The 15,607-nt window shown below is 71.5% G+C and carries 16 protein-coding genes; 8 read left to right on the top strand and 8 right to left on the bottom strand.

The window, feature by feature from the left end; all coding sequences use genetic code 11:
• Nucleotides 1–87 precede the first annotated feature (87 nt).
• Both AB0I04_RS15250 and AB0I04_RS15245 read left to right on the top strand, forming a co-directional pair.
• The gene (locus AB0I04_RS15250; protein ID WP_360884217.1) at nt 88–1,335 is read left to right on the top strand and encodes a histidine kinase; all 1,248 of its coding nucleotides are present in this window, start codon (nt 88–90) and stop codon (nt 1,333–1,335) included.
• Nucleotides 1,332–1,979 carry a response regulator transcription factor gene (locus AB0I04_RS15245; protein WP_360884214.1) on the top strand — a complete coding sequence of 216 codons (648 nt, stop codon included), beginning with the start codon at nt 1,332–1,334 and terminating at the stop codon, nt 1,977–1,979. The genes AB0I04_RS15250 and AB0I04_RS15245 overlap by 4 nt, the downstream gene beginning before the upstream one ends.
• Nucleotides 1,980–2,012: 33 nt before the next feature.
• Here the strand turns inward: AB0I04_RS15245 and AB0I04_RS15240 are convergent, their stop codons facing one another.
• Both AB0I04_RS15240 and AB0I04_RS15235 read right to left on the bottom strand, forming a co-directional pair.
• Entirely contained in the window at nt 2,013–2,681 is a 669-nt protein-coding gene (locus tag AB0I04_RS15240; RefSeq protein WP_360884212.1) for a lysophospholipid acyltransferase family protein, read from the bottom strand.
• Between the two features lie 125 nt (nt 2,682–2,806).
• A complete protein-coding gene (locus tag AB0I04_RS15235; RefSeq protein WP_360884210.1) occupies nt 2,807–4,171 on the bottom strand; it encodes an MFS transporter in 1,365 nt (454 codons plus the stop codon).
• A gap of 77 nt (nt 4,172–4,248) precedes the next feature.
• Between AB0I04_RS15235 and AB0I04_RS15230 the strand changes: the two genes are divergently transcribed.
• Nucleotides 4,249–4,776, top strand: a complete 528-nt coding sequence (locus tag AB0I04_RS15230; protein ID WP_360884208.1) for a helix-turn-helix domain-containing protein — start codon at nt 4,249–4,251, stop codon at nt 4,774–4,776.
• 47 nt (nt 4,777–4,823) lie between these two features.
• On the opposite strand, the gene AB0I04_RS15225 is transcribed toward AB0I04_RS15230, so the two are convergent.
• Together AB0I04_RS15225 and AB0I04_RS15220 are read right to left on the bottom strand one after the other, a co-directional pair.
• Entirely contained in the window at nt 4,824–5,450 is a 627-nt protein-coding gene (locus tag AB0I04_RS15225) for a maleylpyruvate isomerase N-terminal domain-containing protein (protein WP_360884206.1), read from the bottom strand.
• Nucleotides 5,451–5,888: 438 nt separating this feature from the next.
• A complete protein-coding gene (locus AB0I04_RS15220) occupies nt 5,889–6,299 on the bottom strand; it encodes a plectin (RefSeq protein ID WP_360884204.1) in 411 nt (136 codons plus the stop codon).
• 110 nt (nt 6,300–6,409) lie between these two features.
• Here AB0I04_RS15220 and AB0I04_RS15215 point away from each other — a divergent pair, with 110 nt between their 5' ends.
• From AB0I04_RS15215 to AB0I04_RS15205, 3 genes are all read left to right on the top strand, one after another.
• Nucleotides 6,410–6,952 (top strand): helix-turn-helix domain-containing protein, encoded by a 543-nt coding sequence (locus tag AB0I04_RS15215; protein WP_360884201.1) that lies wholly within the window; start codon nt 6,410–6,412, stop codon nt 6,950–6,952.
• A 174-nt stretch (nt 6,953–7,126) separates the two neighbouring features.
• A complete protein-coding gene (locus AB0I04_RS15210; protein WP_360884198.1) occupies nt 7,127–7,993 on the top strand; it encodes an oxygenase MpaB family protein in 867 nt (288 codons plus the stop codon).
• 466 nt (nt 7,994–8,459) lie between these two features.
• Nucleotides 8,460–8,663, top strand: a complete 204-nt coding sequence (locus AB0I04_RS15205; protein WP_360884577.1) for a DUF5999 family protein — start codon at nt 8,460–8,462, stop codon at nt 8,661–8,663.
• A 50-nt stretch (nt 8,664–8,713) separates the two neighbouring features.
• Here the strand turns inward: AB0I04_RS15205 and AB0I04_RS15200 are convergent, their stop codons facing one another.
• Together AB0I04_RS15200 and AB0I04_RS15195 are read right to left on the bottom strand one after the other, a co-directional pair.
• Nucleotides 8,714–9,316: an alpha/beta family hydrolase gene (locus AB0I04_RS15200; RefSeq protein WP_360884195.1), complete on the bottom strand. Its 603-nt coding sequence runs from the start codon at nt 9,314–9,316 to the stop codon at nt 8,714–8,716.
• 113 nt (nt 9,317–9,429) lie between these two features.
• Nucleotides 9,430–11,532: an AAA family ATPase gene (locus AB0I04_RS15195; RefSeq protein WP_360884192.1), complete on the bottom strand. Its 2,103-nt coding sequence runs from the start codon at nt 11,530–11,532 to the stop codon at nt 9,430–9,432.
• A 194-nt stretch (nt 11,533–11,726) separates the two neighbouring features.
• Here AB0I04_RS15195 and AB0I04_RS15190 point away from each other — a divergent pair, with 194 nt between their 5' ends.
• Nucleotides 11,727–12,854, top strand: a complete 1,128-nt coding sequence (locus tag AB0I04_RS15190; protein WP_360884189.1) for a VIT1/CCC1 family protein — start codon at nt 11,727–11,729, stop codon at nt 12,852–12,854.
• Nucleotides 12,855–13,594: 740 nt separating this feature from the next.
• Here AB0I04_RS15190 and AB0I04_RS15185 read toward each other — a convergent pair.
• The gene (locus AB0I04_RS15185; RefSeq protein ID WP_360884187.1) at nt 13,595–13,720 is read right to left on the bottom strand and encodes a hypothetical protein; all 126 of its coding nucleotides are present in this window, start codon (nt 13,718–13,720) and stop codon (nt 13,595–13,597) included.
• 555 nt (nt 13,721–14,275) lie between these two features.
• On the opposite strand from AB0I04_RS15185, the gene AB0I04_RS15180 reads away from it, so the two are divergent.
• On the top strand, nt 14,276–14,692 hold the full coding sequence (locus tag AB0I04_RS15180) for a PPOX class F420-dependent oxidoreductase (RefSeq protein WP_360884186.1): 417 nt from the start codon (nt 14,276–14,278) through the stop codon (nt 14,690–14,692).
• Nucleotides 14,693–14,704: 12 nt separating this feature from the next.
• Here AB0I04_RS15180 and AB0I04_RS15175 read toward each other — a convergent pair whose 3' ends face one another.
• Complete coding sequence (locus AB0I04_RS15175; protein WP_360884183.1) at nt 14,705–15,412, bottom strand: TetR/AcrR family transcriptional regulator; 708 nt, start codon at nt 15,410–15,412, stop codon at nt 14,705–14,707.
• Nucleotides 15,413–15,607 lie beyond the last annotated feature (195 nt).

Here is a 15,607-nt window from a genome sequence, read left to right as displayed (position 1 = left end):
CCGACACCAGCCGAGGGAATTCCCCGCCCGCGGAACTGGCTCCCGCGGGGGAGGCGCGGCGCCGCCTCGTTCTGCCAGGATCTCAGCGTGAAGTCCCTGGTCCGCCCCCTCGTCAGCGTGACGACCTACCGCCGTTGGACGTTCCTCTTCGGCGGCACGGCCATCCTGGTGCCGTACATCCTGATCTACGCCGGGCTCCTGCAGATCATGGGCCACGCCGACCGGCAGGCCGCCGACAAGGTCCTGGAGAGCCTGGTCATGCTGGTGGTCTACACCGCCATCTCGAGCGCGGTGGCCTTCATCCCCGCGGTGCGGATCCTGTCCCGGACGGCGGCGGAGACGCTCCTCGGCGTCCGGCTGCCCGCGGAGACCGCGGAGGGCATGCGCTCCTGGCGGTCCCGCCGGCGCACCGCCGCCTGGTGGGTGCTGCACATCGGCGTGGGTGGCGGCACCGGCATGCTCGCCGTCGTCGCCCTGCCGCTGGCCCTGTTCCTGCTCCAGACGCCGTACACCGGCGAGCGGATCGGCCGGGAGTTCCTCGGCCGGTACTCGGAGTTGCCCGTCTGGTCGACGGTGGCGCTGGGACTGATCATCCTGCCGCTGGTCGTCTACCTCGGGGCGGGCGTCGGCGCGGTCCTCGCGCGGGTGGCGCCGGCCCTGCTCGGCCCGTCGCCGGCGGACCGGCTGGTCCAGCTCGAGCGCCGCGCGGAGCAGCTCATCGAGCGCAACCGGCTCGCGCGCGAGTTGCACGACTCCATCGGGCACGCGTTGACCGTCACCACGCTTCAGGCGGGCGCCGCCGTCCGCCTGCTGGACTCGGATCCGGAGTTCGCCCGCCGCGCGCTGTCGGCGATCGAGGAGACCGGGCGGACGGCCCTGGAGGACCTCGACCACGTGCTCGGCCTGCTGCGGGAGGACCCGAGCGCCCGGACCCCACAGCGTACGCTCGCCGACGCGGAGGCCCTGTTCGAGCAGACCCGGTCCGCCGGTGTGGAGGTGCGCGCCGAGGTCGGGGAGACCGAAGGCATCCCGTCGGTGGTGTCCCGCGAGGCGTACCGCATCCTGCAGGAGGCCCTGACGAACGTCCTCCGCCACGCCGGTAAAGTGCCCGTCGACGTGCGGCTGGGCGTGCGCGCCGAGCGCCTCGAACTGGAGGTGACCAACCCCGTCGCGACCGCCGCCGCGCCCCGATCCGGCGGCGGCAGCGGACTGCGCGGCGTCCGCGAGCGCGTCGCCCTCCTGGGCGGGCGGTTCACCGCCGGTCCCGACGGCGCGCGGTGGCAGGTGCGCGTCACGATCCCGGTCGTCCCCCTGATGGAGCTGCAGCAACAGTGACCGACATCCTCATCGCCGACGACGAGCCGCTCATCCGCACCGGACTGCGCGCCATCATCGACGCGGAACCCGACTTCACGGTCGTCGGCGAGGCCGCCGACGGCGCCGAGGTGCTGCCGATGGTACGCACGCTGCGGCCCGACCTCGTCCTGATGGACGTCCGCATGCCCGCGGTCGACGGGATCCAGGCGACCCGGACGATCCTCGGGGCGGTCCCCGAACCACCGCGGATCCTGGTGGTCACGACGTTCGAGAACGACGACTACGTGTACGAGGCGCTGCGCGCCGGGGCCAGCGGCTTCCTGCTCAAGCGGGCCCGCCCGCCGGAGATCCTGCAGGCGATCCGCACCGTCGCGCTCAGCGACTCGCTGCTGTTCCCGGCGGCGATCCGAGGCCTGGCGGCCCGGCACGCGGCGGGCCGCGAGACCGACCGGATCCGGCGGGCGCGGCTCACCGAACGGGAGGAGCAGGTGCTCACCCTGATGGCTCGGGGCCTGTCCAACGCGGAGATCGCGGCCGACCTCGTGGTGAGCGTGGAGACGGTCAAGACCCACGTCGGGAACCTGCTGGCCAAGCTGGGGGCGCGCGACCGTACCCAGGCGGTCATCGTGGCCTATGAGTCCGGCTTCGTCCGTCCTACATGAGCTCTAACCGCGACGGGCGCGGGTCTGTTCCCGTCAGCCGTTCTTCGCGGCGGCGGCCTTCTTCACCGAGGCGGCGTAGACGTCGACGTACTCCTGCCCGGACAGTTTCTGGATCGCCGCGATGACCTCGTCGGTGACGGCACGCGGGTCGGCGTCCTCCGGGAACCGCAGGGGCTCCCCGAAGCGCACCTCGACCCGCATGATCTTCTTCGGCATCTTGTGCCCCATCGGCTGGACCTGGTCGGTGCCGATCAGCGCGCAGGGCACCACCGGCGCGCCCGACGCGAGGGCCAGCCGGGCGACGCCCGTCTTGCCCCGGTAGAGCCGGCCGTCCGGGGAGCGCGTGCCCTCCGGGTAGATCCCGAACAGCCGGTCCTCCTTGAGCACGCGCAGCGCCGTGTCGAGCGCGTCGGCCGCCTCCGACCCGCCCCTGCGGTCGACCGGGATGGTGCCGACGCCGCGGAAGAAGGCCGCGATCAGCCGCCCCTTCAGCCCGGTGCCGACGAAGTACTCCTCTTTGCCGATGAAGACCACCTTCCGCGGCGCCATGAGCGGCAGGAACAGCGAGTCGCAGAACGACAGGTGGTTCGAGGCCAGGATCGCGGCCCCGTCGGGAACAGTGCCGGTCACCTTCGGCCGGAAGACGACCCGCAGGAGGGGTCCCAGCAACACGTGCTTGAGGAGCGAGAAGAACACGGTCACCCTTTTCCACGGACGCGTGCCCGACAGTCTGGCGTCTCGGCTCCGTAACGTCCTTCCCTTTGAGTAACAAGAAATGTGTCACGGTTCTTGTACCGCGCCATCACTTGACGTACAGAGCGGCGACGCTAGCCGCGGCGGCCCACCGCGACGGCGGCCACCGCCCCGGCGAGGGCGATCGCGGCGGAGACGGCGAGGGCGACGTCCGTCCCCCGGGTCAGCGTCGGCGCCGACGTGGCGATTGCGACCACGATGGCCACTCCGACCGATGCCCCGATGTACCGTGCGGTGTTGTTCGCGCCGGAGCCCATGGCCGTACGGGACGGGGGCACGCTCTCGACGGCCAGCCGGGCGAGGGCGGCGTTCAGCAGGCCGCTGCCCACCCCGCTGACCACCAGGCCCGGGGCGAGCCGCCACCATCCCCAGCCGGCCGACAGGCCCATCAAGGCGACGTCGCCGAGCGCGCACAGCACCAGGCCGGCGGCGATGAGGTGCCGGCCCCGGGCCGCCACGCGGCGGACCTGGAGGGAGACGGCGAACGACACGCCGGCCCACAGGCTGAGCACGGCGCCCGCGAGCAGCGGCGGCTCCCCGAGGACGCGGCCTACCATCGTCGGCAGGTAGCTCATCACCCCGATCACCGCGACGCCGGTGAAGAACGCGCCCCCGGTAGCCACGACGAAGTCCGCCCGGCGGAACAGCCGCAGGTCGAGCAGTGGCTCGCGGATCCGCGACTCGACGACCACGAACGCCGTGAGGAGGGCGGCCGCGGCGGCGAACAGGACGAGCACCTCCGCCCTGGCCCATCCTCCGCGCCCCAGGGTGATCGCGCCGAGCAGCGCCGCCACTCCGGTCCCGAGCGTCAGCACTCCGGGCAGGTCCGCGCTGCGCCGGTGTTCGGCCCGGGACTCGCGCAGCCCGGTCACGGCCGCCCCCGCCAGCACCGCCGACGCGACCGCCGCGACGACGTACCACGCCCGCCAGCCCGCGAACTCGGCCAGCCCGGCGGACGCCTCCGGCCCGAGCGCGATGCCGAGCCCGAGCATCGCGCCCCACACGCCCGTCGCCCGCGCCCGCTCCGGGCCGGTGGGAAAGGCGTGGCCGATGAGACCGAGCCCGGCCGCCAGCAGGGCCGCGGTCGCACCGCCCTGGAGGAGACGGCCGGCGACGAACGCGAAGGTCGTCGGGGCGAAGGCGCACAGGACGCTGGACATCGCCAGGGTGAGCGCGCCCGTGACGAAGACCCGCTTGCGCCCGTGGTCGTCGGCGAGCCCGCCCACGGCGAGCAGCAGCACGGCGGTGCCGAGCGCGATGCTCCCGAGGATCCACGTCTGACCCGCCGTTCTGGCGTTCAGGTCGCGTGCCATCGCCGCGAGCGTCGAGAAGGTCGCGTTGTAGTTCATCAGCGCGAGCATCGTCGCGGCGGAGACGACGGCGAGGGTCCGTCCCTCCCGGACGCGTTCGCCGACCCGTACGGCCGTCTGCACTGCCATCACCTCGGTTCAATCAATGAACTAAGAACGGGCCGACTGTAACACCATCGGTTCGTTGAATGAACTAGCCTGTGCGCATGGCACTCGGGAAGGACTACGTCGCGCAGGACTGCGCGCTCGCCCGCGCTCTGGAACTGCTCGGCGAGCGGTGGACGCTGCTCATCGTCCGCGACGCCTTCTACGGAGTCCGCCGTTACGGCGACTTCCTCGCCCACCTCGACATCCCCCGGGCGGTGCTCGCGGCGCGCCTGCAGGCCCTCGTGGACGCCGGAGTGCTCGACCGGCGGCCCTACCAGGAGTCACCCCGGCGTCACGAGTACGTGCTGACGGAGCGCGGCCGTGAACTCTGGCCGGCGCTGAACGCGCTCGGCCACTGGGGCGGGGAGTACCTCTCCCCGGCCGGACCGACCCGGCTCTACACCCATCTCCCCTGCGGCACCCGCGTCGGCCGGACGGGCACCTGCGCGGCGTGCGGACGGTTCGCCCGGCCGGAGGAGCTGGAGGTGCGACCCGGCCCGGGCGCCGACCGGCCGCACCGCGACGATCCGGTCTCGCGCGCGCTGCGGCGCCCGCACCGCCTACTGGAGCCGCTGCTCACCGAGTGAGCCCACCTGGCCGCCACAACCCGCTCACCGAGTGAACCGGTCGGCCGTCACTCGGGATGCCAGTCCGGCGAGCGTCCTGACGCGCGCAGCACCGCCTCCCACTCGTCTCCCCTGCCGGGTGCCGGCAGGTGCGGCACCCCGGTGCGCCAGGCAGCGGCGATGACGTCGGGGCGACGGGGGCGGTGGTCCTTGTCGAGCGCGCGGGCCAGATCCCAGGCGTGCAGGTGCCACTCGACGCACACCGCTCCGGCGTAGTCGCCCGCGGTCAGCTTGGTGCCCCGGTAGGAGAGGTACGGCTCGTCCCACACGTCGAGCAGCCGGTCGGAGTACGCCTCGGCCGAGACGGCGAACGCGATGATGTGCTCGCGCCCCGTCGCGGGCGGCAACACGGCCAGCTCGGCGGCGTTCTGCCGGGACAGCTGGCGCATCATGAGGGCGGCCGGGGCGTCCTGGGCGAACAGCCGCGACAGCCGGCTGTTGGGGGCGTCGTTGAGGTACTCGTGGAAGTTCTCCGCGACGCAGCGCAGGTGACCGGCCAGGTCGATGGCCTGCCACTCCTTGCACGGCGTCGGCACGGACCAGTCCGAGAAGTGCGCGGCCAGCTCACAGATCGCGAGGACGCCTTCTCGGCATGCGCCGAGAAGGTCTCGCCGATCCGGCGGCGTGCGCTCCAAGTCATCCCCCCGGACAGAGCACTTCCTGCTGGCCCGCATCGCCGTGGCCGGGACGGCCGCTGTTGCCCACGACGACACCTGAGTCGGTAGAGTCTCAGAGTTCATCGGCCCGTGCCACTCCGACCTGGCCGTGTTCACGCTGGTGGGGCACTGTCTTGTACCCCTTGGATGAAAACCAGCGGCGATTTCATGGACAACTGGCGACGGCGCGAGCGAAGCGCACCGAGGGTCAAGCCGCTCCATCGGTCAGGTCACCCCGTGATCCCCCGCGGCGTGGCGCTGTCATGGTGACGGGACCTCCCCCGGCGAGGCGGGCCGCGGAGGCACCGCGGCCGGATCACCGTCCGGCCCCCGCCGGCGGCGCTCCGCCGACGCGCGGGGCCGCGGCCGGGTGACACCGGGCCGGTCGCCCCGCGCGACCGGGCGCGCGGTGGTCGCTCAGACGTGGGCGGGCGGCGTGGTGCGCAGCGCCAGTTTGTGGGCCTCGCGCAGCGTGCGAAGCCGGTCGACCTCGTCGACGTACGGGCGGACGCCCGGCTTGGCCTGGGCCTTGCGCGCGGCGATCTGGGCCGCACGGCGCTGCTTGGCGTCCCCATGCTCGTACGTCTTCGGGCCCATCGCCGACCGCTGCGCCGCCTCGGCGGCGAGGAGCGCGTCGTACAGGGCGCGATCGTAGGCGACCGCCAGCGGGCGCAGCTCGTCGAGGGCACGGCCCTCGACCTGAGCGGCGTGGAACTCCCGCTCGGCGTCCTGCGCGGCGGCGAGCCGGTCGTGCAGCTCCGCGGCGAGCTTCTTGTCCGCGGCGTGGCGCTCAGCGACCTCCGGGCTCACCTTGCGACCCAGGACCATGGCGGCTCCCCTTCTCTCGATGCTCTCCGAGCCAAGGGTAGAGGGTACGGCACTGGGACATGCGGCCGGGATGCTTTCGCGCAACCGCCTTTACGCAGTAAGGTGCGATCATGTCGCAGCGGGCACCGCTCACGCGTGAGCGCATCATCGAGACCGCGCTCCACCTCATCGACGGCCAGGGGCTCGGCCGGCTGACAATGCGCCGCCTCGGCGACTCGCTTCAGGTCGAGGCGATGGCGATCTACCATCACCTCCCGCACGGCAAGGAACAGCTCCTCGAGCAGCTGATCGCCCACGTCGCCGCGCTGCCGGTGCCTCCCGGCGAAGGCGACCCGCGTGAGCGGCTGCGCTCCTGGGCACGGACCTACCGCGACCGGCTGCTCGAGCACGTCGGCGTGATGCCGCTCATCGTCACCCGCCGCAACCCGGGAGCGCTCGTCACGACCACCGTCTCCGTACGCGAGGTGCTGCGCGCGGCCGGACTTCCGGAGTCCGAGGCGGCCGTCGGCGCCCACGTCCTGCTCGGCTACCTGCTCGGCACGGTGGCCCTCGAGGCCCGCGAGCGCGCCGCCGGGACCGCGTCCGGCGAGGACGTGGACTGGGACACACGCTTCCTCGCAGGCTTGGACCGCGTCCTCACCGGGATCGTCTGACCGCAGCGCCCCGGGCCTGGACCGCGCCCCCCGGACCGCCTGACCGGGCGACGCCCTCATCCCCCTGGAGATAGGTGCGCCCGCTGTGGGCTCGGCTACTGCGTCGTCCGGCGATCTCGCCTACGATCATGGCAGTCCGATTCCGGTAATTGCCCCCTTACACGGAGAATCTGGATGGCCCGCTATACCCGACTCCGGCAGATTCAGGCCCTCGACCCCGAGCGCGACTACCAGGACATCTTTCGGATCAGCGCCGAATACGAGTTCCCCTGGGATCTTCAGCGGTCGCTGGAGCTCGCGCTGTTCCGCACCTTCGCGGTGCCGTCGATCGGCGAGCTCCTCGACCACACCGGGGAGTTCGCCCGGAAAGGTCAGAAACGCTACGACGACACCGTCGCCCTGCTGTACGAGATGACGCAGGACGGCGGGCTGGACGCCGAACGCGGCCGGGCCGCCCTACGCCGCATGAACCGGATCCACGGCCGGTACTCGATCTCGAACGACGACTTCCTCTATGTCCTGGCGACGTTCGTGGTGGTCCCCGTGCGCTGGATCTCCGAGTACGGCTGGCGGCCGTACAGCAGGCACGAGGTGCGCGCCGCGACGAACACCTTCCGCCACATCGGCCGCCTCATGGGACTGAAGGAGATCCCGGAGACCTACAGGGAATTCGCCGACCTCCTCGACCGTTTCGAACAGAAGAACTACGCCTTCAGCGACGCCAACCACCAGGTGGCGGAGGCGACGATCGCGATCTTCGAGGGATGGTTCCCGAGGTTCCTGCGCCCACTCGCCCGGCGAGGGCTGCTGTCGGTGACCGACGCGCCGCTGCGCCAGGCGCTCGGTCTGCCCCGCGCGCCGCGGGTCCTGGAGATCGCCGCGCACCGGACGCTGAAGCTGCGCGCGCTCGCCGTCCGGCTGATGCCTCCGCGCCCGTCCTCCCGGCCGAAGAAGCCATACACCCGCTCGTACCCCGGCGGCTACACTCTGGAGGATATCGGCCCGGCCTGGGTCAACGACCTCGGTCGGCGGACGGCCTGACCGGCCTTCCGCACGGGCGTGGGCGGCGGGATCGCCGTGGATCGCGAATGGCGCCGTCGCCGCGGCGCGTACGGCCGGCCGATTCGGGGGTGCAAAGACGCGCTCCGCTACATGACCGAAAACTGCCCTGCGCCTGGCCGTCGCCCGGGTGCCGCGGGGAAAGACGGGCCGCACCCCGTGCCCGTCCGGCCCGACGAAACGCGGGCGATGCACCGTTCGACCTGCGTGATCGGGCCACCGCGCCAGATCGTTGTCTGTACCGAGAGTTGTTCTTTGGCCGATTTGGATGCGGGTACGGACCGATAAGCCGTAAAGTGATCTCTGTCACGAGGAGTCACTGGGGGCCATCGGAAAAAACCGCCCGGCTGGGCTATGTCCGCACGCGGGCGAACCGCAGCACACTCGAAGACGTCTTAGTGACATGAAGCAACCGAACCTACGAGTAGTCGAGACCGGAGGCACGCACATGTGCCCGCACGAGCCGCCATGCCCCTCGGCGACCGCACCCGACCGTGAGGCCGCTCGGACCATCACCTGCCACCCCGAGCAGGGGTGGAGCCTGCTCTGCAACGGGGTCGTGCTGTTCGAGGACACCGGCGAACTGCTTCCCGACGGGGGAATCATCGCACCCCACCGCCCGACCGACCTTCCGGAGCACACGGCGGCGTGACGCGTTCTCTTCGGGGGACCTGTCCATAATGATGATCGAACCCGGGGGACTCAGCACGTACCGGCGCTCCATCGGCGCAGCCACTCCCCCACCACCGCCCCCACCGCGGCGGGCCTCCTGGCCAGATCATGCCGTTCCCCCGGCAGGATCTCGACCCGGGTGGCATCCGCGGGATCCGGGACACCGAACGGATCACGGTCGCCGTTGACGACCACGACCTCCACGCCCGCCGCCCTCAGCTCGGGTGCACGGGAACGTTCGGGCCTTCCCGGCGGGTGCAGCGGAAACGCGAGCGCGATCACTCCGCGCGCCCCGGCCTTGAGCGCCGTACGGCACGCGACACGCGCGCCGTTGCTCCGCCCGCACTGAATCAGCGGTACATCAGGAAACCTCTCACGGAGCGCGGCGATCACCGTGAGCCAGGCCTCGTCCTGGCGTTCCGCGGACCCGGGCGCACGCCGTCCGGCACGGCGAAACGGCTGGAGGACGCGGGCCACGGCCCCATCGACCGCGAGCGCCTCCTCGCGGACGGCCAGCAGGTCGGGCGCGTCGATCCCGCCGTTCGAACCGTGGGTCATGACCAGGAGGAACGCCGGCTCCGCCGGCGCGTCCAGGGTGACCGCGGCCGGACCCTGCGGGGTCGCGATGTCCATGCGAAAACCGTACTCCCCGGCCGGATGGCGCCTTCAGCCGAGGTGCCGGCTCACAGGGGTGCCGGCTCACAGGGAAACAAGCCCCGGCGACAAGGGCGGTCACCGACGGCGGATCAGGAGCCGGCGTGTGCCGTACGGCCGAGCCCGAAGGCGACCGCGGCGTCCAGCGGGAGGGCAGCTCCCTCGGCGAATGCCTGGCCGAACCGGTCCGGGCCGAGCGTTCCACGGAGCACGCCCTCACACCACCGGTGGGGCTCCGCCAGCCCATGGAGCCGATCCACCGACGATCCGATCGAGTGCCACATGGAGTCCGCGGCACCGAGCAGGCGGGCGGCGGCCTCCGCGTCCGCGTCCGTCGTCGCCCAGGCGAGAGACTCCAGGCAGAACGTCATCCCCCATCGGTCCCCCAGCGTGTGCTTGAGGTCGAGCGCCGCGCGCAGCAACGGCCTGGCTCCCGCCGCGTCGCCGAGTTGCCAGGTGGCGATCGCCGTCGCCCACAGCGCGTGGGCCTCCGAGAAGGCCGCGCCGTGCTCCCGGGAGATCGCCAGGGATCGCTCGGCGCAGGCGAGCGCCGCCTCATGGTCGCCGAGAGCACTGTGGAGGATGCTCAGGTGGAACAGCGTGAGCCACTGGCCGTCCGCGTCGTCGGCGGCCCGGCTGCTCTCCAACGCCCGGGTCATCAGTGCCTGGGCGTCCGCGAACCGGCCCTCGAACAGCGCCGCCAGGCCCGCGCACTGCACCGCACGTCGTTGCGCCAGCGGGTAGCCGATCCGCTCGGCGAGGTCCCGGCACTGGTCCAGAAGGTCCACTGCCGTCGTCGTGTCCCCCTGCAGGATGCCGAGCCGGCCCGCTACCCACAGCGCGTCCGCCCGGGCGCGGCCCGAGGCCCGGCGGTGTTCCAGGGCCCGGTCCAGCCAGTGACGGCCTTCGCTGAGCAGTCCCCTCGTGATGCAGTAGCGGCCCAGGTCGGTCGCGATCCGCACGGCAAGCGTGTCCTCGCCGGGAGCGGCCAGCGAGTGGTCCGCCGCAGTGCGGAGGTTGGGATGCTCGAGGCGCAGCCGGGAGAGCCAGAGTGCCTGACGAGGGGTCATGAACTCCGTCATGGCACGCTCGGCCATCGCGAAGTAGTGGTCACGGTGCCGGTCCCGTACCCGGGTCTCCTCAACCGAGCGGGCCAGCATCTCCTGGCCGTACTCCCGGATCATCTCCGGCAGGCGGTACCGGCACAGCCGAACCGGAGGCTCCCGTACGACGATCGACATATCGATCAGCTCGGTGAGAATGTCCAGAACGTCGTCGGTGGCGATGCCGTCGCCGGTGCAGACGGCTTCTGCGTCGTCCAGGTCGAAGCCGCCCTCGAAGACGGCGAGCCGGCGCCACAACGTCCGCTGGAGCGGGGAGCACAGCCCGGAGCTCCAGTCGATCGCCGTACGCGGCGCCTGGAGCGGGGGAAGGTGCGTGCTGCTTCCCTCCGTCAGCAGCCCGAAGTAGTCGTCCAGCCGCCACAGGACCCGGTCGACGGACATGGCCCGGACCCGGACCGCGGCGAGCTCGATCGCCAGCGGGTTGCCCTCGAGCCGGTGGCACAATCGCAGGACGGAGCCGTGGTTGGCCTCGGTGACGCGGAAACCGCGGGACGCGGTCGCCGCCCGGTCGGCGAAGAGGCGTACCGCGTCGGACCCGGACACCGCGGCCAGGGAGGGCGTCTTCTCCGGATCCGGCATCGGCAACGGCCGGACGGGCAGGACCTGCTCTCCGACGACGCCGAGCGTCTGCCGGCTGGTGGTCATGATGTGCAGATTCCGGCCGGCGCGCAGGAGCAGGTTGGCCAGCTGCGCGCAGGAGTCCAGCAGGTGCTCGCAGTTGTCGAGGATCAGGAGCATCCGCTTGTCCGCCAGATGATCGACGAGCACCTCGAGCAGGCTGCGGGCCGAGTCCTGCCGGGTGCCGAGCGACGCCTCGCAGATCCCGAGCGCCTCGGCGACGGCCGCGACGAGGAGTTCGGGGTCGTGCACCGGTGCCAGCTCGACGAACCACACGCCGTCGGGGAAGGACCGCTGGGCGCGCGCCGCGATCCGCAGGGCGAGGCGTGTCTTGCCCACCCCCGGGTCTCCGGTGAGGGTCAGGAGCCGTCCGCGGCGCAGCGCCGCCGTCGCCTCGCGCGACTCTCGTTCGCGGCCCACGAAGCGTGTCCCACCGGCCGGCAGGTTGCCCACGGCTCTTAGCGTAGGCATGCCGGAGCGGCCCCGCCACCGGCCACCCTCGGTACTGCGAGACCATGGAGGAGCTGTGATGACGCCGCTCGGAGGCGTCACCGGATCAGCGACACCCGGCTTCGCGGCACCCGGTGCGGGGATGACTTTCCGGTCCTGGCAGGTTGTCGGTACAGATGGGGACGACGAGGAGTGCCATGGGCAAAGCTGCTGATCGAGAACGCGTCAAGCGCTGGCGGGACCTCCTCGCCAGCGAGCGCGACGCCGCCACCCTGTACACGAGTCTCGCGCAGGCCGAGAACGGCGAACGCCGCGAGATCTTGGAGGAGCTCGCGGCGGTGGAGCTGAAGCACGCGGCCCACTGGGAGGAGAAGCTTCGCGCGGCCGGGGCGGAGGTGCCCCTACCCGGACCGCCCAGTGTGCGCACCCGGCTACTCGCGGTGACGGCTCGGCGCCTGTCCACGCGCGCGGTCCTGCCGATGATCGAACGTGCCGAGCGTTCGGACGCGGGGCTCTACGACCGTGACCCGGACGCCGCGCCGGGGATGGCCGACGACGAGCGGGGCCACGCCCGTACGCTCGCCAAGCTGATCGACGGCGGGAAGCCCGATCCGCGCGTGCAGATCTCCCGCCGGGAGGGCTGGCACCGCACGGACCGCTCCGGGGCGCTGCGCGCCGGCATCTTCGGGGTCAGTGACGGCCTCGTGTCGAACACCGCCCTCGTCATGGGCTTCGCGGGATCCGGATCCTCCCGGACCGCGATCCTGCTGGCGGGCGTCGCCGGACTGCTGGCCGGAGCGTTCTCCATGGCCGCCGGAGAGTACGTCTCCATGTCCAGCCAGCGGGAGATGTTCGAGCGGGAGATCGCGCTCGAGGCGCAGGAGCTGGAGGAGACCCCGGAAGAGGAGCACGCGGAGCTGGTCCTGCTCTACCGCGCCAAGGGGCTGGATCGCTCCGACGCCGAGCGCCTCGCCGACCGGATCATGAGCGACAAGAAGGTCGCCCTCGACACGCTCGCGCGGGAAGAGCTGGGCCTGGACCCGGACGAGCTCGGCTCCCCGTGGGGCGCGGCGGCGTCGAGCCTGCTCGCGTTCGCGATGGGCGCGTTCGTCGTGGTGCTGCCGTACCTGATCGGGGGCGGCGCGGCCGCGCTGCTGGCCGCGATCGGGCTGGCGGTCCTCGCGTTGTTCGGCGTCGGCGCGGGCATCGGCGTCCTCAACGGGCGGCCCGCGGTGCGCTCGGGTCTGCGCCAGGTGGTCGCCGGCGGTCTCGCCGCCGGGGTGACGTTCCTGGTGGGCCACCTCATCGGCACCGCAGTGTCCTGACCGTTCCTAAAGACTGAGCAGGAGTTGGGTGTGCTCAGCTGGACGCTCCGAACGGTGTTGGGCGTCCTGGTTCCCTGCGTTCGCTCCGCGTCCGGGCAGCACGACTCCTGATCGTGGTCCGGGAATGCGGGGGCAGGGTCCCTTACGCCCCGGAGCGCCCGGTCGGGCCTGGACGGTCCGATGCCCCGCACGATCACTCTGGCCGTGCGGGGGCGGGGCCGTCCGTCGCCGGATCGGGTGTCCCAGGGCGCGTCGTCCGATCGCCACCGCCGCCGCCTGATGGCCGGTGACGGGGCGTCGATCAGTAGCGAGGGGCGCTGCCAGTGCTGAGTGCCCCACCTGGAGGTGTAGCCGGGATCAACGGCGACGACGGTCAGGCCGAGTTCGGCCGCCATCGCCACCAGCCTGGCCACGGGCAGGCCGGAGATCAGGTTGCGGAACCGCTTGCGCCGCCCGTGCTTTTCGCGGCTCGTCTCCGCGGCGAAGTCCAGGTCCTCGATCGCGATCGCCAGGTTGTGTCGTTCAGCCCAGTGCAGCAGCCCGATGAGGGCGTGGCGGACCTGGGCGTCGCGATGAGTAGCGGTGCCGGTCAGGTCGTAGTCGAACCGGCGGGGCTCGCCGACGGGGTTGCCATGTTCGTCGAGTCGCCAGGCGGCCAGGTGGTCGGCGTTGGTGTCCACACCGATTACGCCACCAGAACGAGCGGCTTGCAACGGGACGGTCTCGACCGCCGGGATGGTTCAGGAGGCGGTCAGGTACCAGCGCCCGCGTTCGACGTCCTCGCAGATGCGGTAGGCCACGGCCCGGTTCGCGCAGGTGCGGGCGCCGGGTCTTGGCGAACCACCCATCCGCGTCGCGGTAACCACCCGGTGCCTTCTTCGAACCCTTCTCCCCAACCGGCAGAGACAGCCGGTGGGTGATCGTGGCGATCCCGGCCTCGAGGCTGCGGATATGGGTGAGCTGGTTGCGCCGCGCCAGCGCCCACTGGTCGTGCGTGGCCTTGGTGATCGAACCGGCCCACCGCGAGGACGACTCGGCGGTTAATGCCCGTTTCCGGTCCGCCCACTGGCCGGTGTCATGATCCAGCCCCGCCGCACACCGTGTCTTCAGGTCGCTGGAGGCGAGCGAGCCGAGGTGATCACCCACGAGCCGCAGCACCGTCTCATCCTGCGGCGTCAGGCCCTTGAGACGGTCACGGATCGCCACACCGGACGGCCCGACCGCAACGAACGGCGCATCGATGGAACGCAGCTCAGCCATGTGATCCTCTGCGCTCCGTCCGCCCCGTCAGATTCACACCGCAACCATAGCGTCACTCACAGGAATATATGCATACTCCTGCACACTCGAATTCCAGCAGTTCAATACCCCGGGTCGGGGCCGGCGCGCTGCTCAGAGAGAATCGGCGCATGGCCGAAACCATGACCGAAAACGAGTGGCGCGACTTCGTCTCGACCGGAACCCGGACCGGCAAGGCCGCCGTCGTCAAGGCGGACGGCACGCCGCACGTCACGCCGATCTGGTTCGTCCTCGACGGGCCCGACCTGCTGTTCACGACGCACGAGTCGGGGCTCAAGGGGAAGGCGCTGCGCCGCGATCCGCGCATCTCGATCAGTGTGGACGACCAGACCCCGCCGTACTCCTTCGTCTCACTGTGGGGCGAGGCGTCACTGTCCGAGGACGTGGACGAGGTGCGCCGCTGGGCGACCGTGATCGGCGGCCGGTACATGGGCGCGGACCGCGCCGAGGAGTACGGTGCCCGCAACGGCGCGCCCGGCGAGTACCTCGTCCGCGTCCGGATCACCAAGGTCGTCGCCCAGCGCGACATCACCGACTGAGCGACGGGCCGCTCAGGCCGTTGGGGAGGCGTCGGCCAGCCGCCTGAGCCACTGGCGCAGCAGGGCCGTCTCCTCCTCGGTCAGGGCGTCCGGCGGCGCCTCCTGGAGCCTCGCTCCCAGGGCCACGGCCATGGCGGCGGTCGTGTCGGCGGAGGGGTCCCCTTCGGTCGACGCGTCGTTGGGGACGGTGGCCGCCCCGATGACGGCGTCCCGGACCCGCCGGGAGAAGTCCGGGTCGGGGTAGAACGCGGGCCGGGAGATCAGCGACAGCGCCACGCCGGAGTTGGCGGACATCACCATCCGGGCCGCCGTCTCCGGCGAGATCCGTAGCCGCCCCGCCGCCGCGCATCGGCGCAGCACGGCGAGCAGGAGTTCATGTGCCTCCGCGACCGCCGCCGGCGGTGCCGACAGACCCGGGGAGAACATCAGCCGGTAGTAGTTCGGGTTTTCCACGGCGAAGGCGACGTGGTTGTCCCAGCCGTCCCTCAGGTCCTGAACCGGATCCGCCGACGGCCGTGCCGCGCGCTTGCCGGCCAGATACTGCTCGAAGCCGAAGTCGACGACGGCCGACAGTAGGCCCTCCTTGTCGCCGAACTGCCGGTACAGCGCCGGTGCCCCGACCCCGGCGGCATCGCAGACCGCGCGGGTCGAGAAGTCGGCCTCCGAGGAGCGCGACAGCAGGTCGGCCGCTGCCTCGAGTATCCGCGTTCTCACATTCACGGTATCGACGGTAACACGCTCTGCGATCATCCGGGACGTCAGATGATGCCGCCGTTGACGCGGATGACCTGGCCGTTGCCTGGTTATAGCATCGCTACGGCCATCATGATAGCAATGATACGTATCGTCGATAACGTCGAGTTGCGATCGTCGCTACGCCTGACGTATCGTCGCTAACGCTTCGAAGGAATCATC

The sequence above is a fragment of the Actinoallomurus sp. NPDC050550 genome, assembly GCF_040655075.1.
GTDB lineage: Bacteria > Actinomycetota > Actinomycetes > Streptosporangiales > Streptosporangiaceae > Actinoallomurus.
The sequence above is the reverse complement of the archived record's forward strand: the minus strand, read 5'-3'. Positions and strand labels throughout refer to the sequence as shown.